18 protein-coding genes are annotated in these 19,851 nt (G+C 57.9%); 6 read left to right on the top strand and 12 right to left on the bottom strand.

The genetic code is table 11. The annotated features are described in order from the left end of the window. Positions 1-4: 4 nt before the first annotated feature. The 9 genes from bamA to rpsB form a co-directional block, all read right to left on the bottom strand. On the bottom strand, positions 5-2,335 hold the full coding sequence (bamA, locus tag DW349_RS05660; RefSeq protein WP_108126863.1) for an outer membrane protein assembly factor BamA: 2,331 nt from the start codon (positions 2,333-2,335) through the stop codon (positions 5-7). Positions 2,336-2,372: 37 nt separating this feature from the next. Further along, positions 2,373-3,722 carry an RIP metalloprotease RseP gene (rseP, locus tag DW349_RS05655; RefSeq protein WP_108126865.1) on the bottom strand — a complete coding sequence of 450 codons (1,350 nt, stop codon included), beginning with the start codon at positions 3,720-3,722 and terminating at the stop codon, positions 2,373-2,375. Next, positions 3,719-4,897 carry a 1-deoxy-D-xylulose-5-phosphate reductoisomerase gene (ispC, locus tag DW349_RS05650; RefSeq protein WP_108126867.1) on the bottom strand — a complete coding sequence of 393 codons (1,179 nt, stop codon included), beginning with the start codon at positions 4,895-4,897 and terminating at the stop codon, positions 3,719-3,721. Before ispC ends, rseP begins: the two co-directional genes overlap by 4 nt. Further along, a complete protein-coding gene (locus tag DW349_RS05645) occupies positions 4,894-5,718 on the bottom strand; it encodes a phosphatidate cytidylyltransferase (RefSeq protein WP_108126869.1) in 825 nt (274 codons plus the stop codon). The genes ispC and DW349_RS05645 overlap by 4 nt, the downstream gene beginning before the upstream one ends. Positions 5,719-5,720: 2 nt before the next feature. Next, on the bottom strand, positions 5,721-6,476 hold the full coding sequence (gene uppS / locus DW349_RS05640) for a polyprenyl diphosphate synthase (RefSeq protein WP_108126870.1): 756 nt from the start codon (positions 6,474-6,476) through the stop codon (positions 5,721-5,723). 161 nt (positions 6,477-6,637) lie between these two features. After that, positions 6,638-7,195 carry a ribosome recycling factor gene (frr, locus tag DW349_RS05635; RefSeq protein ID WP_108126871.1) on the bottom strand — a complete coding sequence of 186 codons (558 nt, stop codon included), beginning with the start codon at positions 7,193-7,195 and terminating at the stop codon, positions 6,638-6,640. After that, complete coding sequence (gene pyrH / locus DW349_RS05630; RefSeq protein WP_108126990.1) at positions 7,192-7,932, bottom strand: UMP kinase; 741 nt, start codon at positions 7,930-7,932, stop codon at positions 7,192-7,194. Before pyrH ends, frr begins: the two co-directional genes overlap by 4 nt. A 154-nt stretch (positions 7,933-8,086) precedes the next feature. Next, a complete protein-coding gene (tsf, locus tag DW349_RS05625) occupies positions 8,087-8,953 on the bottom strand; it encodes a translation elongation factor Ts (RefSeq protein ID WP_108126873.1) in 867 nt (288 codons plus the stop codon). 137 nt (positions 8,954-9,090) lie between these two features. Continuing rightward, complete coding sequence (rpsB, locus tag DW349_RS05620) at positions 9,091-9,837, bottom strand: 30S ribosomal protein S2 (protein WP_108126875.1); 747 nt, start codon at positions 9,835-9,837, stop codon at positions 9,091-9,093. Between the two features lie 316 nt (positions 9,838-10,153). Between rpsB and map the strand changes: the two genes are divergently transcribed. From map to dapD, 5 genes are all read left to right on the top strand, one after another. After that, entirely contained in the window at positions 10,154-10,930 is a 777-nt protein-coding gene (gene map / locus DW349_RS05615) for a type I methionyl aminopeptidase (RefSeq protein ID WP_108126877.1), read from the top strand. 67 nt (positions 10,931-10,997) lie between these two features. Then, positions 10,998-13,679 (top strand): [protein-PII] uridylyltransferase, encoded by a 2,682-nt coding sequence (gene glnD, locus DW349_RS05610; protein ID WP_108126879.1) that lies wholly within the window; start codon positions 10,998-11,000, stop codon positions 13,677-13,679. Further along, positions 13,676-14,857, top strand: coding sequence for a succinyldiaminopimelate transaminase (gene dapC, locus DW349_RS05605; protein WP_108126881.1), 1,182 nt, complete (start codon positions 13,676-13,678; stop codon positions 14,855-14,857). Before glnD ends, dapC begins: the two co-directional genes overlap by 4 nt. A gap of 61 nt (positions 14,858-14,918) precedes the next feature. Continuing rightward, positions 14,919-15,269: an arsenate reductase gene (locus DW349_RS05600; RefSeq protein ID WP_108126883.1), complete on the top strand. Its 351-nt coding sequence runs from the start codon at positions 14,919-14,921 to the stop codon at positions 15,267-15,269. Positions 15,270-15,321: 52 nt separating this feature from the next. Further along, a complete protein-coding gene (gene dapD, locus DW349_RS05595; RefSeq protein ID WP_108126885.1) occupies positions 15,322-16,350 on the top strand; it encodes a 2,3,4,5-tetrahydropyridine-2,6-dicarboxylate N-succinyltransferase in 1,029 nt (342 codons plus the stop codon). 100 nt (positions 16,351-16,450) lie between these two features. Here dapD and DW349_RS05590 read toward each other — a convergent pair whose 3' ends face one another. Continuing rightward, complete coding sequence (locus DW349_RS05590) at positions 16,451-17,239, bottom strand: DeoR family transcriptional regulator (RefSeq protein WP_108126887.1); 789 nt, start codon at positions 17,237-17,239, stop codon at positions 16,451-16,453. A gap of 2 nt (positions 17,240-17,241) precedes the next feature. After that, positions 17,242-18,096, bottom strand: coding sequence for a hypothetical protein (locus tag DW349_RS05585; RefSeq protein ID WP_108126889.1), 855 nt, complete (start codon positions 18,094-18,096; stop codon positions 17,242-17,244). Positions 18,097-18,296: 200 nt separating this feature from the next. On the opposite strand from DW349_RS05585, the gene DW349_RS05580 reads away from it, so the two are divergent. Further along, positions 18,297-18,878, top strand: coding sequence for a superoxide dismutase (locus tag DW349_RS05580; protein WP_108126891.1), 582 nt, complete (start codon positions 18,297-18,299; stop codon positions 18,876-18,878). Positions 18,879-19,113: 235 nt separating this feature from the next. Here the strand turns inward: DW349_RS05580 and DW349_RS05575 are convergent, their stop codons facing one another. Further along, positions 19,114-19,746 carry a helix-turn-helix domain-containing protein gene (locus tag DW349_RS05575; protein WP_108126893.1) on the bottom strand — a complete coding sequence of 211 codons (633 nt, stop codon included), beginning with the start codon at positions 19,744-19,746 and terminating at the stop codon, positions 19,114-19,116. Between the last annotated feature and the right edge of the window lie 105 nt (positions 19,747-19,851).

The following is a 19,851-nucleotide window of genomic DNA, read 5'->3' as shown; positions in this document are numbered from 1 at the left end:
CCGGTCAGTATGCCAGACCGATGGTAAAGGCAAAGCGTCGTTCCTGATCGCCATCCTGAGCGTTCAGCGGCCAAGCGTAACTCAGGCTCAGCGGCGCCAGTGGCGTAATCCAGGTGACATCGACACCGGCGGCGTAGCGCATATCGCCAAAATCGACGCCTTCGTAACAATCCGTGTTGTCGGATCGGCATTGGTCGGTGAAGACGTTGCCGCCGTCGACAAACAAAGATGTCCGGAACGTCGACTGATCCTGCACCAGCGGCATAGGAATCAACAGCTCAGCACCGTACTCCACCTTGATGTTGCCGCCAATCGGGTCGGCCACGCCATCGGTCGATTGCGGCGTTCCCAGCGGACCCAAAGAGTTCGGCTGGAAGCCGCGCACCGAACGCACGCCACCTGCGTAAAAATTCTTGTAAAAGGGTAGCTGGCTGACGTCACCGTAACCACCGCCGTAACCCAGGTCGGTGTGCAGCCGGATGCTGTAATTGTCGTTGATCGGGAAATACTGCTCGGCGGCGGCGGTCAGGCGGTAATAAGTCAGATCGCCCAACGGCGTAGCGACTTCACTGGCCAGCGTCATCCTGCGACCGTCGGTCGCTTTGAAAGTCCCGTTCAAGGTGTTGTACACCCAGGACACCCGCGCATCGAAGATGTCGTAAGTACCCGGATTACCGTCTTTGAAATCGGTCAATTCTTTCGGCGCCGAGTCGCTGACGAACAATTCATCCTGACTGTAACCAACGGCGTAATTCACGCGCTGGTTTTCAGCAATCGGATAACCCAGCGTCAAACGGCCGCCAAAGGTATTGGTGGCATAGGTATCGAACGTCGCATTGCTGAAATCGGTGCGGCGATAGAACAAATTGATGCCGCGGCTGACGCCATTAATGGTGAAGTACGGGTCTTCAAATGACAGGTTGTAGTTCTGTTCGCTTTCGTTGACCGTCACCGAGGCGGCAAAATCGTAACCTTTGCCCTGGAAGTTTTTCTGGTCGATACGTGCTTCGGCGAAGATGCCGCTGGCGTCGGAAAAACCGATGGAGCCAGTAATTTGAGAGTTGGTGGTTTCTGTCACTTCCACCACCAGATCGACCAGATCATCACGGCCGGCAATGCGCCGAGTACTGATATTCACCGAACTGAAATAGCCCAGACGCTCCAGCCGCGCCTGCGATTGGCGAATGTTGCGGTTGATCACCAATGCGCGTTCTAACTGACGCATTTCGCGACGGATTACTTCGTCGTTGGTCGCGGTATTACCACGAATTTCAATGCGGTTCACGTACACCGGCTGGCCGGGGTTGACCTGCAAATTAACGCCGACGGTCAAGGCATCACGATCGGGTTCCAGTTGCGGACGCACATCGGCAAAGGCATAGCCGCGCTCGCCCAGGCTGTCGCTGATGGCGGAACTGATCTTGGCAACGGTGAGACGCGAATAGGTTTCACCCGTTTGCGCGGTCACCAACGCATTCAGTTCGTCATCGAGACCGACCAGATCGCCGGTCAGTTCGAAGCTCGACAAGGTGTACGGCTCACCTTCGTGAATGTTGTACACCAGAGTGATGGCCGACTTGTTATCGGCGATGGAAACCTGCGTGGATTCCAACCGGAAATCGAGATAACCGCGGTCGAGATAATAATTTTCCAGACGCGATTCATCGCCGGTCAGTTGCGCTTGTCCGAACCGATTGCGGCGACTGATGAATTGCAACGGGTAACGTTCGGCGCTGGTTTCGCGCATCTGCATCGCATCAAGCAATTCCGCATCGGTGAAGACGCTGTTGCCGGTGATTTCGATGTGGTCGATGGTCGCCACCGGGCCTTCGCTGATGTCCAGTTCGATGTCGACCCGGTTCAACGACAACGGCGTTACCACCAGTTCAACGCTGGCGTTGTAGCGACCTTGCAAACTGTATTGGCGCTCCAGTTCCAGCTCGATGCCTTCAAGCAACGACTGGCTGTAAATTTCGCCTTCGTCCAGACCGACGTTTTCCAACACGCGTTCCAGCGTTTCGGTCGGAATGGATTTATTACCGGAAAATTTAACGCTGTGAATGGCCGGTCGTTCAGTCAGATCGAAAATCAGTTCGTCGCCTTCGCGTGACACCCGGGCGTCGTTGAAATAGCCGGTGTCGTTGATCGCACGTAACCAGTCAGCAGCATTGTTGGTATCGACACGGTCGCCTTCCTGAATCGGCAACGCCTGCAACACCGAACCGAGGGACACTCGCTGCAAACCATTGATGGTGATGGCATTCAACTCAAAAGGGGCGGCAACCGCGCCGACACTCAGCAGCATGGCCGTCAATGCTGCACAGGCTGATCTCATAACAACTCCCAAACGATTAACGACTACAGACCATCATTCAGCCCAAACGGCCGAGATCATTCACAAAGGCCAGCACCATCAGCCCCATCACCAGCAACAAGCCGAGTTGGGAACCAATGGCTTGCACGCGCTCGGACAACGGCCGACCGCGCAACCATTCAATGCTGTAAAACAGGATATGACCGCCATCCAGAATCGGAATCGGCAGCAGATTCACCACGCCCAAACTGATGCTGATAAAGGCCAGAAACCGCACAAAACTTTCCAGACCGCCCTGCACCGAATCGCCGGCTAATTGCGCCATCGAAATCGGTCCGCCAATCTGTTGCACCGACACCAGACCGCTGAGCATTTTGCCGAGCATCTTGAAGCTCAGATGCACCATTTCCCAGGTGTCTTGCAGACCGAGCCAGATGCCGGTCCAGGGTGCAACACGAAACGTCATCAGACGATCGGCCGGCCATTCCACCGGCGCGGCGGCCGCACCAATAAAGCCTTGAACCTGACCGTTCACATCGCGCTCGATTGGCGTCACGGTCAGTTGCAGCGGCGCACCGTTGCGGATCAGGTCGACCGTCAAATCCAGCCCGCCATTGGGCTGGATGACCGCCACCCAGTCCAGCCAATTTTCGATGGCTTGACCATCCACAGCGACGATGCGATCACCCGCCTGCAAACCCGCTGCTGCGGCCGCACCGCCGGCAAAAACTTCACCGATAATGGCGGGCGTGTCCGGCCGGTCCGGAAACAAACCCAGATTGCTCAACGGGTTCGGTTCTGACTCGGACGCCAGCCAACGCTGCACCGGAATCGACAACTCGCGCTCGGTACCGTTGCGTTCAACCTGAAATTCCAATTCACCGCTGTCACCCACCCGGCTTGCCAAAGCCAGGCTGATGCCGCGCCAGGAATTGATCGATTGCCCGTCCAAAGCGGTGATGCGGTCGCCTTCAGCAAACCCGGCCAACGCGGCCGGCGTGCTGTCCAGTGGCGCCTCGACGTACGACGCCAGTTCACGCACGCCGACGCTGTACAGCGCCGCAAACGCCAGAATCGCAAACAAAAAATTGGCGATCACACCGGCCGAAGCAACTGCGATGCGCTGCAACGGCGTCTTGTTGTTGAACGCCTGGTCGCGCTCGGAAGCCGCGACCGGGCCTTCGCGCTCGTCGAGCATCTTCACGTAGCCGCCCAGCGGTATCCAGGCAATGGCGAATTCCGTGCCGTGACGGTCGTGCCAGCGAATCAGCGGTCGGCCAAAACCAATCGAAAAACGCAGCACCTTAATGCCGTTGCGACGGGCCACCCAGAAGTGACCGAATTCGTGAATCGTCACCAGAATGCCCAGGGCAACCAGAATGCCCACCAAGCTGTTCACCAGATTCATACGCGCCTCGCTTCGATCACCGCCTCGGCGGCGTGCCGGGCTTGCTGATCAATCGCTAGTAATTGCTCAACCGATTCCACCGCTGTACTGCCGATGCGGCCCATCACCGCTTCGTTGATGCGGGCCAGATCGGTAAAAGACAATCGACCGTCGAGAAAAGCCGCCACGCTGACTTCGTTGGCCGCGTTCAGCACCGCTGGCAAAGTGCCACCGGCGGCGATGGCCTGTTCGGCCAACCGCAGACACGGAAAGCGATCGCGATCGGGTTGATCGAAATTCAGCGACAGACTGGGATCAAACGCCAACGGCGCGCTGCCACTGGCGATGCGGTCCGGATAACCCAGACCAAAGGCAATGGGCGTGCGCATGTCCGGTGTGCCCAGCTGGGCGATGACCGAACCGTCGATGTAGCGCACCATCGAATGAATAATGCTTTCCGGATGAATCACCACTTCGACGTCATCCGGCGTCAAACCGAACAGCCAGCAGGCTTCGATCAATTCCAGCCCTTTGTTCATCAACGATGCGGAGTCGACGGAAATTTTGGCGCCCATCGACCAGTTTGGATGCGCCACTGCCTGCGCTGGCGTCACCGTTGCCAACTGCTCAGCCGGCGTGTTCAAAAACGGCCCGCCGGACGCGGTCAGCAATACCGACGCCACGCCCTGGCGACGATGGTCGGACGGCAGGCATTGAAAAATAGCGTTGTGTTCACTGTCGATGGGCAGCAGTTCAGCGCCCGATTCGGCGACGGCGCGCATCAATAAATCGCCGGCGACCACCAGGCTTTCTTTGTTCGCCAGCAACAAGCGCTTGCCAGCACGGGCCGCCGCCAGTGCCGAAGTAAGGCCGGCGGAACCGACGATGGCGGCCATAACGACGTCCACATCGTCGGTCGCAGCGATGTCGGCCAGCGCCGCTTCGCCCACCAAAACCTCGGTCGAACCCGATCCGATGCGGGCCAACAATTGCTGACGGGCATCGTTGTCGGCCACCACCACGCGGGCCGGCTGGAAATCACGGACTTGTTGCGCCAGACGCTCAATGTTGCGATGACCGCTCAACGCGGCGACCTCGAACCGGTCCGGGTGGCGGCTGATCACATCCAGCGTGTTGACGCCCACAGAACCGGTGGCGCCCAGCACACAGACTCGTTGTGGACGCGCCGATGTCATACCGAAATCACCACCAGCAACAGACAGAACAAGGGTGTGGCGGCGCACAGGCTGTCGATGCGATCAAGCACACCGCCATGACCGGGCAACAGATGCGAAGAATCTTTAATGCCGCGATAGCGCTTGAGCAGGCTTTCCAGCAAATCGCCCAACACCGAAATGGCAACCAGCAACGCACTGACCAGCACCAACGCCAGCCATTGCAGCGCAGTCAGCGACGGCAGGAACACCAGAACGATTACCACCGACACCAGAATGGAAGTCGCCATGCCGCCATACACACCGGCCCAGGTTTTGCCCGGACTGACGTTTGGCGCCAGCTTGCGATCACCAAAAGCACGGCCAGCGAAATAGGCACCGACATCGGCACCCCAGACCAGCAGCATCAGCCAGGTCAGCACCAATGCCGAATCGTCACGGCCTTTGAGTACGTTCAGGCCCAGCCAGAATGGCACCAGCACCGGCACGCCCATTACCAGCCGAATCCAACGGCGACGAATCACCGTTTGGCTGGCCGGATAGGTCAACACCAGCAACAGCGCCAGCAGCCACCACAGCAAGGCGACGATCATCAGTGTCGGCCAATCGATGTCGGCACTGAGCCGCCACCAGTCGATGCCCAATAGAATGGCGGCCCCGGCCAAGGCAACGGTTAACCGAGTGGTCACCCGGCTGTAACCGGCCAGATTGGCCCATTCCCAGGCGGCCAAAACGACGATCAAACCAATAAACAGCGAAAATTGTTCCGGCGGCAACAGGTAGATGCCAGCCAGCATCAACGGCGCGAGCACCAGTGAAGTTATGAGGCGTTGTATAAACATAATCAGGAACTCAGCGTCTGCTCCAGTTGCTCGTCGGTGCGTCCAAAGCGGCGTACTCGACTGGCAAAACTGTCAAAGGCCCGCTGCAGTGAATCTTGGTTGAAGTCCGGCCAGAATTCGGGCGTGAAATAGAATTCTGTGTACGCAAACTGCCACAACAAAAAATTGGAAATGCGCTGCTCACCGGCGGTGCGAATGCACAGATCCGGCGGCGGCAGATCGCCCAAAGCGACCCGCGCTTGCAGCGCATCTTCAGTCACTTCGCTGGGCGTTATCCGACCGGCTGCGACGTCTTCCGCCAGGCTGCGAGCCGCCTGAGTGATGTCCCAATGGCCGCCGTAATTGGCCGCCACCGCGAGCGTCATGCCGGTGTTGCCGGCGGTCAGTTGCTCGGCCGTTGCAATCGCTTTTTGAATGGCGGCGCTGAACCGGCTGGTGTCGCCGATAATGCGCAGGCGCAAATTATTCTTGTGCAGTTTTTTGACTTCCCGGTTCAACGCCATCAGGAACAAATCCATCAGCGCGTTGACCTCTTCCGTCGGCCGTCGCCAGTTTTCCGAACTGAAGGCGTAGAGCGTCAAGACTTCCACCCCGGCACGTGCCGAAGCTTCCACAACACTGCGCACGGCCTTCACGCCCGCTTTGTGGCCGGATATGCCACCCAGCAGTCGTTGTTTTGCCCAACGGTTGTTGCCATCCATGATGATGGCCAGATGGCGAGGTACCGTAGTTCCCGCCGGTTCTTGGGCAGTGGTCATAAGCGTTCCATTAGTCGGTCTGGATACCGCGCCCGTCCCGGCGCGCTTGTCCCGGCGGCGGCGTGCGGGTCACTTGAACCCGCATCACTCAGGGACTGAAAAAACTAAAGGCAACATGGCACTGCCATGCTGCCTCCCCGTACAAAGCAAGGATGACGGTGTTAGACCGTCAGCAACTCTTTTTCTTTCTCTTCCAGGTGTTGTTCCACCTGCGCGATGGCCTTGTCGGTCAGCTTCTGAATATCGTCTTCAGCGCTGCGGCCTTCGTCTTCCGAGAGTTCTTTTTCCTTGACCAAATCCTTAATGGTGGCATTGGCATCGCGGCGACCGTTGCGGATGGATACCCGCGCTTTCTCGGCTTCGGCACGCGCCACCTTGATCATGTCTTTGCGGGTTTCTTCGGTCAGGGCCGGCATCACAACACGGATTTTGTCGCCAGAGGTGGCCGGGTTCAGACCCAGGTCCGCCTTCATGATGGCCTTTTCGATTTCCGGCACCATGTTTTTTTCCCACGGCACAATCGCCAGGGTGCGACCGTCTTCAACGGTGATGTTGGCGACCTGTTTCAGCGGGGTGTCGACGCCGTAATAGCTGATGCTCAGGGCATCGAAGATGGACGGGTTGGCCCGACCGGTACGGATGCGATTGAAGCCTTCGTCCAAAGCGACCAGGGCTTTTTTATTGTGCGCTTCCGTTTCCTTTTTAATGTCTTCGATCATGCAGTCTTATCCTCGGCCATGAGCGTTCCTTCGTTACCGCCAACCATCAGCGATACCAAGGCTCCTGGCTTGTTCATATTGAATACCCGAACCGGCATATTATGATCCCGCACCAAGCAGACGGCCGTCAAATCCATCACACCCAGTTGCTTTTCCAGTGCTTCGTCGTAGCTCAGGCGGTCGTATTTTACCGCATCCGGATGCGTTCGGGGATCGGCACTGTACACGCCATCCACATTGGTGGCTTTGAGTACCAGATCGGCTTCGACTTCGATGCCACGCAAGCAGGCGGCAGAGTCGGTAGTAAAGAAAGGGTTGCCAGTGCCGGCGGAGAAAATCACCACATCGCCCTGGGTCAGATAACGGATGGCGCTGCGGCGATCGTAATGCTCGACGATGCCCGACATTGGAATGGCCGACATCACGCGGCTGCGAATGTTGGAGCGCTCCAGCGCATCGCGCATCGCCAGGGCGTTCATCACCGTCGCCAGCATGCCCATGTGATCGCCGGTAACGCGATCCAGGCCGGCTTCGTTCAACGCCTTGCCGCGGAACAGGTTGCCGCCGCCAATCACCAGACCCACCTGCACACCGATGCCGACCAGTTGACCGATTTCCAGCGCCATGCGGTCCAGCACTTTCGGGTCAATACCAAAGCCCTGCTCGCCCGACAGGGCTTCGCCACTGAGTTTGAGCAGAATGCGTTTGTAACGGGGGTGGGAGTCTTTCGTCGGCATGGCAACCTCGTCCTTAGCTGAATGATGGCGACCGCCGGTGAGATCGGCGGCCTGACTGGCCTGCGCAGTATAGCGATTGAAGTCCGGCAAAACAGGCACTCCTTGGGCGTCTGCGACGGCCAAAAAAAAGGGCAGTCAAGCTGCCCTTTTTTGCTCAGCTGCCTTTGGCAGCGGCGGCGACTTCAGCGGCGAAGTCGACTTCCTCTTTCTCGATACCCTCGCCCACTTCCAGTCGAGTGAAAGCAGTCACGGTCGCACCGGCGTTCTTAGCCAGGTTGCCGACCTTGGTGTCCGGGTCTTTAACGAACGGTTGTTCGAGCAGAGAAATTTCAGCAACGAATTTCTTCAGACGACCGCCGACCATCTTTTCGATGATCTCAGCCGGCTTGCCAGAGTTTTCAGCCTGAGCGGAAACCACTTCGCGCTCACGATCGATCACGTCTTGCGGTACGTCGTCAGCGGAGACGAACTGCGGGTTGATTGCCGCCACGTGCATGGCGATGTCACGGCCCAGTTCTTCGTTGCCACCTTCCATTTCCACAGCCACGCCAATGCGGCCGCCGTGGATGTAGGTTGCAACGGTTTTGCCCGCGCCACCGATCAGGAAGGCGCGACGCACGCTGATGTTCTCACCGATTTTCTGAACCAGCGCTTCACGCTCGGTTTCCAGACCGTCGGCCATCAGAGCGGCGATGTCGGTTTGCTTGGTCGCGATGGCGTGATCAGCCACCTTGTTGGCGAACGCCAGGAAGTTGTCGTCGCGTGCCACGAAATCGGTTTCGCAGTTCACTTCCAGCAGCATGGCAACGCTGTTGTCAGCGGTCTGACGGGTGATGATCACGCCTTCAGCCGCAGTACGACCGGCTTTCTTAGCCGCTTTCAAACCAGATTCTTTGCGCAGGTTATCAATGGCCGCTTCGATGTCGCCATTGGATTCAACCAGTGCTTTTTTGCATTCCATCATGCCCAGACCGGTGCGCTCACGCAGTTCCTTCACCTGGGCCGCTGTAATATTAGCCATCTTCAATTCCTCAAGGTTCGATTCAATTCACGATGCCATCGGCCGCATTCGCCAGCGTCATTCACGCCAACATTTCACAGCTAACAAAAAGGGGCCGGGGCCCCTTCTTGCTGTCGTGCGGCCGGTGCCTGAGCCGCTTACTCGGCTGAGTCGTCCGCCGCTTCTTCAGCGACTTCAACAAACTCGTCCGCTTCGGTTGCGTTGGCAGCACGAGCTTCGAGAATGGCGTCAGCGACAGAGCTGGCGTAGATCTCGATGGCGCGAATGGCGTCGTCGTTACCCGGGATGACGATGTCCACACCGTCCGGGTTGGAGTTGGTATCGACCACACCGATGACCGGGATGCCCAGCTTGTTGGCTTCCTGGATAGCGATGCGCTCGTGATCAACGTCGATAACGAACAGGGCATCGGGCAGACCGCCCATGTCCTTGATACCGCCGATGGTTTTTTCCAGCTTCTCGATTTCACGCTCACGCATCAGTCGTTCTTTCTTGGTCAACTGATCGAAAGTGCCGTCGTTACGCTGGGCTTCCAGCTCACGCAGACGCTTGATAGAAACGCGAATGGTCTTGTAGTTGGTCAGCATGCCGCCGAGCCAGCGGTGTACCACGTAAGGCATACCGGCGCGGGTGGCTTCCTGACGAACGATGGCGCTGGCAGAACGCTTGGTGCCGACGAACAGAACCTTGTTCTTGCCACCCGCCATCTGACCGATGCGCGACAGCGCCAGGTTCAAAGCCGGTACGGTATGTTCGAGGTTGATGATGTGAATCTTGTTACGAGCGCCGAAGATGTATTTGCCCATCTTCGGGTTCCAGTAACGGGTCTGGTGACCGAAGTGTACGCCTGCTTTGAGCAGGTCACGCATAGAAACAGTAGCCATAATGTCCTCACTGTTCGGGTTAGGCCTCCACACGCCCCATGATCCAACCTTTGCCCGTAAGCAGAAGGCACCCGGAATCATGTGCCGGCGTATGTGAGAGTTGGTATTCGCCGCAGCGATGCTAGCGGCACAGTGCCGGCAGAACCATCAGGCTCGGCCAGAGCGGCGCGCTTTATACCACAGCGACCGGGCGAACTCAACGGCAGCAACCGGCACGCGCCGGCCAACGCCTGGCGTCATTCCGTCACAAGGCTGCAACCTACCTGCAAAATCGGTAAACTAGCGCGCTACGAATCACCATCCGCTTGAGACTCTCATGGCTGTTACCATCAAGACCGCAGACGAAATCGAGAAGATGCGCGTTGCCGGCCGCCTGGCCGCCGAGGTGCTGGAAATGATCGAAGAGCATGTACAGCCGGGCGTCAGCACCGGCGAGCTCGATCGCATCTGCCACGACTACATCGTTAACGTCCAGCAAGCCATACCGGCACCGCTGAACTACGGCAACCCGCCCTTCCCCAAATCGATCTGCACCTCGGTCAACCACGTCATCTGCCATGGCATTCCCAGCGACGACAAAATTCTGAAGAAGGGCGATATCGTCAATATCGACGTCACCGTCATTAAAAATGGCTATCACGGCGATACCAGCAAAATGTATTTCGTCGGCGAAGCGCCCGCGCATCTGGAGCGTCTGGTGCGGGTAACGCAGGAATGTCTGTATAAAGGCATCGAACTGGTCAAACCGGGCACACGCCTGGGCGACATCGGCCACGTCATTCAGCAGCACGCGGAAAGCAACTATTACTCGGTGGTGCGCGAGTACTGCGGCCACGGCATCGGCGCGGTGTTTCACGAAGACCCGCAAGTGCTGCACTACGGCCGCCCCGACACCGGCCTGGAACTGAAAGAAGGCATGACCTTCACCATCGAACCGATGATCAACGCCGGCAAACCACAATCCAAAGTGCTGGGCGACCAATGGACGGTTGTCACCAAAGACCGCAAAGCCTCGGCGCAATGGGAACACACCCTGCTGGTGACCAGCACGGGCGTCGAGGTACTCACCAAGCGCGCCGAAGAAACCTTCTGAGACCGGCACCGGCCGTTCGGCCGGGCCACGCTTGCCGGCCTGAACCGGTTTTCCTGTGGGACGAAAGATGACGCTGAGCGAATACGCGGACACCGATCTGGTCGATATCGACAGCTTGCGCCAGGCGTTAGCGGAACGTCCGCCGATTCCGGCCTTGCGTCAGGCACTGGATACTCTGCAACAGCAACTCGACAAACGCTTCGAACACGGCGAACCGATTCGCAGCCTGGTGTTCGGCCGCGCCTGGGCACTCGACCAAATCCTGCACACCGCCTGGCACCATTTTGACTGGCAACGCCCCGACGACCTGGCGCTGATCGCCGTCGGCGGTTACGGCCGGGGCGAACTGCTGCCCAAGTCCGACATCGACTTACTGCTGCTGTTCAGCGACGACGCCTGCATCGACGCCAACGTCGAATCCATTCAATCGTTTCTGACGCTGATGTGGGATCTGAAACTCGACATCGGCCATTCCGTGCGCACCATCGACGCCTGCCGCGAAGAAGCCGAAGGCGATGTCACCGTCACCACCAACCTGATGGAAACGCGCACCCTCGCCGGCAACAACAGCCTGCGGCTAAAAGTCAGCGCTTTGATCAGCCCGGCGCACATCTGGCCGAGTGCCGACTTCTATAAAGCCAAAATCAACGAACAGACCAACCGCCACCAGAAATACCACGAGACCGAATACAACCTCGAACCCAACGTCAAAGCCGGACCAGGCGGTCTGCGCGACATCCAGACCGTCGCCTGGGTCGCCAAACGCCACTTCGGCGACACCGATTTGAGCGAATTGGTCGAGCGCGGTTTTCTCACCGATGCCGAATATCAAGGTCTGCTCGAAGGCCAGGATTATCTGTGGCGCATCCGCTACGCCTTGCACCGCTTCAGCGGCCGCGAAGAAGATCGCTTGCTGTTCGATTTGCAGGAAAAAGTGGCCGAACAATTCGGCTACCGCGACCGCGACGGCCAACTCGCAGTCGAACATTTAATGCAGGATTATTTCCGTCAGGTGTTCCGCTTGCGCGCACTCAACATCATGCTGCTGCAACACTTCGACGAAACCATTCTGGGCAACGAAGACGACGCCCACATCCTGCCGATTAACAATCGTTTTCAGGTGCGCGGCGGCTACATCGAAACGCTCGACGACAGTGTTTTTATTCGCACGCCCTCGGCGTTGATGGAAGTCTTTGTGCTCTGCGCTCAGCGGCCGGATATCAAAGGCATTCGCGCGGCAACACTGCGGCAGATTTTTGCTAACCGCCATCGCATCGACGGCAAGTTCCGTCAGGACCTGCGCAACATCACCTTCTTTATGGAACTGATGCGCAGCCCGGCCGGCGTTTCCACCAACCTGATGCGCATGAATCAGTACGGTGTGCTCGGTCTCTATTTGCCCGAATTCGGCCGCATCGTCGGACAGATGCAATACGACCTGTTCCACGTTTACACCGTCGATGCTCATACCCTGCTGACCATCCGAAATCTGCGCCGTTTCCGCCACGCCAACAACACCGTCCAGTTCCCAATCGCCACCAAAATTATTCACCAATTGCCCAAGGTGGAATTGGCCTATGTAGCGGCGCTGTACCACGACATCGGCAAAGGCCGCGGCAGTGATCATTCGATGGAAGGCGCCGAAGAAGTGCTGCGCTTTGCGCGGCGGCATCGGCTGACCGGCTGGGAAACCGACTTAGTGGTCTGGCTGGTGCGCAACCATTTATTGATGTCGATGACCGCGCAACGTCAGGACATTTCCGACCCCGAAGTGATCAACCACTTCGCGCAGCAAGTCAGCGATCTGCACCGACTGAATTATCTGTACGTACTCACCGTCGCCGACATCTACGCCACCAATCCCAACCTGTGGAATTCGTGGCGCGCTTCGTTATTGAAAAAACTCTACAACGAAACCTTGCGCGCGCTGCGACGCGGTCTGGAAAATCCGGTTAATAAAGAAGAACGCATCGACGAAGTGAAAAGCGCGGCGCTGGCATTGCTCAGTACCGACGGCTATTCGGAACGCGAAATTCTCGAACTCTGGGACAACCCGGGTGACGATTATTTTCTGCGCGAAAGCCCGGAAAACATTGCCTGGCACACCCGCGCCATCGCCAACCACGGCTTGAATGTGCCGCTGGTATTGATCCGCGAAACCGACGCCGAAGGTTACGCTGGCGCCACTCAGATTTTTATCTACGCGCCCGACCGTCCGCATCTGTTTGCCGACATCGCCGCTTGCCTCGATCAACTGGAACTCGACATTCAGGACGCCCGCATCATGACGTCCTCCTCGTCCGATTTCAGTCTCGACACCTTTATTGTTTTGGACGAAAACGGCCACAGCATCGGCGACAACCCCGAACGCCTGCGCGACATTCAACGTCGGCTGCTGCTCGCCATTCAAGACCCCGAAGAAACCGCCACGCCGAACCGACGGCTGTCACGGCGACTGAAACATTTTGCTCTGGCGCCGCAAATTGCCATCAGCAACGACCCGGCCAACCAACGCACCGTGGTCGAAGTGATTACCTCCGACCGGCCCGGCCTGCTCGCCGACATCGGCCGGGTGTTCAAACGCCTCGACCTGCGCATGCAAAGCGCGCGCATCTCAACCCTGGGCGAACGCGTCGAAGACGTCTTCTTTATTGTCGATCGCGACAACGAACCACTGCACGAATCGCAAGGCGTTGCCGAACTGCAATCGACACTCGAAGCCATCATCCTGGAAGGACAAAGCGAATGAACTCTCGGATGGCGCGCTTGCATCCCTACCCGTTCGAAAAACTCAAGGCACTGACGGCCGACATCACGCCCGCCAATTTGCCGCCGGTGTTGTGGGGCATTGGTGAACCCAAACACGCCGCGCCGGATTTTCTGGCGGAAAAACTCAGTGCACATCTGGATGGCTTTTCGGTCTACCCGGCCACCGCCGGTTTGCCAGCATTGCGTCAGGCCATCGCCGACTGGTGCCAGCAACGCTACGCCCTGGCGGCAGGTCAACTGAACGCCGACGAACACGTGCTGCCGGTCACCGGCACTCGCGAAGCTTTGTTCTCGGTGGTGCAGGCTTTGTTCGATGCCGACTCGGCAAAAAAAGAAGTCTGGATGCCGAACCCCTTCTACCAGATTTACGAAGGTGCAGCTTTTCTCGCCGGTGGTGAACCGCGCTATCTGCCGTGCACCAAAGCCAGCGGTTACCAACCGGATTTCACCGCGCTCAGCGATACCGACTGGGATAACTGCCAACTGCTGTTTATCTGCAATCCGGGCAATCCATCGGGCCGTTTGATCGAGCTGGAGCAGTTGCGCTGGCTGGTCAAAAAAGCGCGCGCGCACGACGTTATTCTGGTCAGTGACGAATGCTATTCCGAACTCTATCGCGACGAAAACGCGCCGCCGCCGGGCTTGTTACAAGCGGCTGCGGCCGAAGGTGGTTTCGACAACTGCCTGGTGTTTCACAGCCTCAGCAAACGCTCCAACCTGCCCGGTTTACGCTCCGGTTTTGTCGCCGGCGATGCTGATCTGTTAGCAACCTTTTTGCGCTACCGCACCTACCACGGTTGCGCCATGCCGCTGCCCACCCAGCACGTTTCCATCGCCGCCTGGCGCGATGAATCGCACGTTGCAGACAACCGCACGCTGTACAACCAGAAGTATCAGGCGATGCAGCAAATTCTCGGCGACAAGATGCCGGTGGACATCCCCGACGCCAGCTTTTACCTTTGGCCGAACCTGGAAACCGACGACGAACAGGTGGCGCGTTTGTGGCTGGAAAAAGCCAACATTCATGTGTTGCCGGGCCAGTATTTGTCGCGCGAAGTCGATGGTTTGAATCCCGGCTACGGACACGTGCGCATTGCGCTGGTCGCTGAGCTGGATGCCTGCATCGAAGCGGCGGAAAGACTGCGCAGCTTGCTGTAATCGTCGGCATCAACAAGACCATTTCATAACCAAACTAACTACCGTTAATTGGGCGAACGCCATGATCCGGATTTACGGAATTCGCAACTGCGACACCATCAAAAAAACGCTGGCCTGGTTCGATAGCCAGAACGCCGAATACGAATTCATCGACTACAAAAAAACACCGCCGACCGACGATTTATTGCGCAGCTGGTTGCCACATATCGGTTGGGAAAATTTAGTCAACAAACGCGGCACAACCTGGCGCAACATTGACGACGCACTTAAAACCGATTTAAACGCCGACAGCGCCATTCAATTGATGATTGAAAACCCATCGGTGATCAAACGTCCGGTCGTCGAACATCGCGGGCTGGCGCTGGTGGGTTACAACGAACAAGCGTTTAAAGACTTACTGGCTTTGGACTGATTTCACGCGCCCGATGCGCGTATTTTTATTGGCACGAATTGAGGAAAAACGGATGAGTTATTTCGCACTGGCGGTTGGCACTGCGACCCGCAACAAGGATGGCAAAATCATTGAGGCGTGGTATCCGCAGCCGATCCTGAACCCCAGCGACGCCTTGATCAAAGCCCTGAGTGAAGTCGTCAAACTCAGCGGTGGCAACGAAGTCTTTGTGCTGGAAACCGCGCAGATGAACGAATTAGCCAGCCGCTTCAACGACGCCGGCCAAACCGTCAATGCGCAATTCTGCCGCGCCGGTGAAAGCAGTCATCAGACGTTGATTTTGGTCGCGCTTGAAAGCGACATCGCACCCAGTTCCGTCGCCGAAGGCTATTTGAAACTGCACTTGATTTCGCACCGTCTGGTACAGCCGCACGGCTGTTCGCTCGACGGTTTGTTTGGTGTGCTGCACAACATCGCCTGGACCAATGAAGGCCCGATCGATTTGCCGGAATTGACCGAGCGCCAAATGGAAGCGCGTCTGGCCGGTCGCGTATTGGAAGTGAACTGCGTCGACAAATTTCCCAAGCTGGCCGATTACGTGGTGCCGAGCGGTGTGCGCATTGCCGACACCGCTCGCGTGCGTCTCGGTGCGCATCTGGGTGAAGGCACCACCGTCATGCACGAAGGTTTCGTCAACTTCAACGCGGGCACGGCGGGCACCTCCATGGTCGAAGGCCGCATTTCGGCTGGCGTTCTGGTCGGCGAAGGTTCCGATGTTGGCGGCGGCGCGTCGATCATGGGCACGCTGTCTGGCGGCGGCAAAGTGGTGGTATCGATGGGTCAGAATTCACTGCTCGGCGCCAACTCCGGCATCGGCATTCCGCTGGGCGATCGCTGCACCGTCGAAGCCGGTCTGTACATCACCGCTGGTACCAAAATCACCCTGCTCGACAACAACAAGCAACCGGTCGGCACCGTCAAAGCGCGAGACCTGGCCGGCAAGCCGGACCTGCTGTTCTGGCGCAACGCCGAGACCGGCCGGGTGGAATGTTTGACCAACAAATCGCAGGTTGAATTGAACAGCGAGTTGCATCGAAATTAGGCGCGCAAAGCGCGCCTGCTTGATGCTTAACGGGAGACGGGAGACGGGAGACGCAAGATGGCTAAGAGACTAAACCGTCGCCGCTATTTAGCGTCTCCCGTCAAGCGTCTCCCGCAACTATCAGCCTCACTTCAGCGGCTGATAGTTGCTCAGCAATCGCCTCCGGCGGCGCCACATCGGTCACAAACACATCCGCCTGCGTAATGTGGCCCAGCCGCACCATGGCGCGGCGTCCAAACTTGGAATGATCGGCAGCGAGCAGCACTTGTCGGCTTTGTTCCATGATGGTTTGGGCGACGCGCACTTCGCGGTAATCGTAGTCGAGTAAAGCGCCGTCTTCTTCGATGCCGCTGATGCCGATGATGCCGTAATCGAGTTTGAACTGACGGATAAAATCGAGCGTGGCTTCGCCAACAATACCGCCGTCGCGCGCCCGCACTTCGCCGCTGGCGACGATGACGCGAAAGTCTTCTTTCGGGCTGAGAATGGCAGCGACGTGCAGGTTGTTGGTGACCACTTGCAAGCCGCGATGTTGCAGCAAGGCACGTGCGATGGTTTCGGTGGTGGTGCCAATGTTGATGAACAAACTGGCGTGGTCCGGAATCTGAGCGGCGACCACTGCGGCAATGCGTCCCTTGGCCGTCTGATTCAGAATCCGGCGATCCTGATAGGGCAGATTTTCGGTGGAATTCACTGGGCTGGCGCCGCCGTGAAAGCGGGCAATTAACCCGCTGTCGGCAAGAATGGTGAGGTCGCGGCGGATGGTCTGTGGCGTTACTTCAAAGGCCGCCACCAGCTCATCGATGGTGGCGTGACCTTCCTGTTCAACGCGCCGCGCGATGGCCGTTTGACGCGGGTTCAGCGATTTATCCTGCGCCCGGGCGGCCATCTTTATTGGCCGCCACCCAAGGCGGATACCCGCGCTTCCAACGCTTGCAATTGCTCACTCAGCGCCACCAGTCGACGGTTGGTTTCCAAGCGGCCACTGTCGATGGAACTCAGGCTGCGATCCAGATTGTCGACCTGATTGGCGACATCGCCGATGTCCATCATTTGGTTTTCCTGCGCCAACGTCAGCGACACCAGTCGCTCGTCAATCGATTGCGCATCGAATCCATTCAACTGGTTTTCAACCGCAGTCACGGCCTTGTCGAGATCGGCCGCCAGCGCCGCCAATTCATCCAGCTGATTGTCCACCGCCGTCAGCGTCTGGGTCTGACCGTTCAGGCGTGTGTTGAGTTCGCCGATGGTGCTTTGTATGGTCGCCACGGCCGCCTGGTTGGCTTCAATCCATTGACGGTTCCGCTCGTTCGACACGGCCCACAATTTGCGAATTTCCGACATCTGCAATTCATCGGCTTCCGACAAATGCGTGAAGCGCGCGTTGATGGCGGTTTCGTTCAACGCGACCGATTCGTCGGTCTGCGTCAACGACCGCTCCAGCGATACCAAGCGTTCATCGGCCAACTGCAACCGTTCGTCAAACGACGCTAACGCCTGGCGCTGACCAAACACCCACAGCAACAACCCGACGATGGCCACCAGGGCCACAATCAGCAAGGTCATCGTTACCTTGCTGGAACCGCCATCGGTGTTGGCGTCGTCAGGCATTTTTGGTTTGGGACTGGGAGTGGGTTTTACCGCAGCTTTCTTGGCCGGTGTCGGCTCCGACGGGCGACGATTTCGAATGTCATCGCGGTCCGGCACCATGGGTGGAAAATCCTGTCCCGGCTTGGAATCGGCCATTGTGTTCACTACCTGTTCGAATGGAAAAGCGTCCGGCCATTATAGAGAGCCGACCTATTGGAACAAGCACCCAGATCACAAGCCGACAAAGGCCTTGAAACGCCAGCAGCCCGGCCTGATTATGTTTTACTGAGTCAGACATGGGAGGCTCCGTGGCACTCCCGACCATTCATATTCATTAAGACAGAGGGAGAGCAAACATGGCTTTTGAATTGCCAGCACTGCCGTACGCCAAGAACGCCCTGGAACCGCACATTTCCCAGGAAACCTTGGAATACCACCACGGCAAACACCACAACACCTACGTCACCAAGCTGAACGGCATGGTGCCGGGCACCGAATTCGAAGGCAAAACCCTGGAAGAGATCATCAAGACGTCTTCCGGCGGTGTGTTCAATAATGCCGCTCAAATCTGGAACCACACCTTTTACTGGCACTGCCTGAGCCCGAACGGCGGTGGCGCTCCGACCGGTGCGGTCGCCGATGCCATCAACGGCAAATGGGGTTCGTTCGAAGCCTTCCAGAAAGAATTCGATGAAAAAGCCGTCGGCAACTTCGGTTCTGGCTGGACCTGGCTGGTGAAGAACGCTGATGGCTCGGTTGAAATCGTCAACACCGACGACGCCGGCACCCCGATCACCAGCGGCCAAACCCCGCTGTTGACCGTGGACGTTTGGGAACACGCCTACTACATCGACTACCGCAACTCCCGCCCGGATTATCTGGCGGCGTTCTGGAAGTTGGTGAACTGGGAATTTGCCAACGAAAACTTCGCTAAATAACGGCTAGACGCATAACGGGAGACGGGAGACGGGAGACGGGAGACGGGAGACGCTAAATAGCGGCGACGAGCCAATTTTATTGGTCTAGCTTCTTCCATCTCCCGGGTGCGCAGCACCCTAGCGTTAAGCAAACAAAAAGGGAGTCACCTTAGGGTGGCTCCCTTTTTTGTAACTAAGCGTCTTCCGTCTCCCAGGCGCGCAGCGCCCTAGCGTCTTCCGGCGCGCTATGCGCGCCTCACGCCGTCACCCACAAACACACCGCGTCCTCTTCGCTGGTCGATACCAGCGCATGCCCCATGGTGCAGTCGTAATAAGCGCTGTCGCCTTCGAACAGTTCCACCGGCTCGTAGAACTCGGTGTAGAACAGAATTGAACCGGAAATCACGTAGAGAAATTCTTCGCCGTCGTGGCGCACCCAGTCGGGAAAATCGTCGAAGCTGCGGGCATGAACCCGGGTGCGGAACGGCACCATCTTTTTCTGCGACAGTTCGGTCGCCAGCAATTCGTGTTCGTAGGTTGGTGTCGGGTGGGGTTTGCCTTCACCGGCCCGGGTGATGTCGCGGCGGCCACTGGCGCGACTGTCGCTGCTCGGCTGGGCAAACAACTGCGGGATGTCAATGCCCAGGCCGTGCACCAGCTTGTTCACGGCGGTGAAGGTCGGCGAAATCTGTTCGTTCTCGATTTTTGACAGCGTTGAACGCGCCAGGCCAGTACGCTGGCTCGCCTCTTCCAACGTCAGGTTCTGGCTGAGCCGAATCGCACGCACGCGCTGGCCCAATTCCAACGGCTCCAACGTCGCTTCCTGGCCGCTTTTACGGCTGATCTCAGGCGATGATTTGTCGTGTTCGTTCAGGAAGTGCGGATCCATGGCAGCCGGTTTCCAATCAGAGACTCAATACAACGCCCACACACAGGCATCGGGCCGGGCGAGTATTGCACAGCCACCGGCCACGGGAAACGAAAGACGGGCAAA

The organism is Saccharospirillum mangrovi (assembly GCF_003367315.1).
GTDB lineage: Bacteria > Pseudomonadota > Gammaproteobacteria > Pseudomonadales > Natronospirillaceae > Saccharospirillum > Saccharospirillum mangrovi.
Note: the sequence above shows the minus strand (reverse complement) of the source record. Positions and strands in the feature narration are given on the sequence as shown.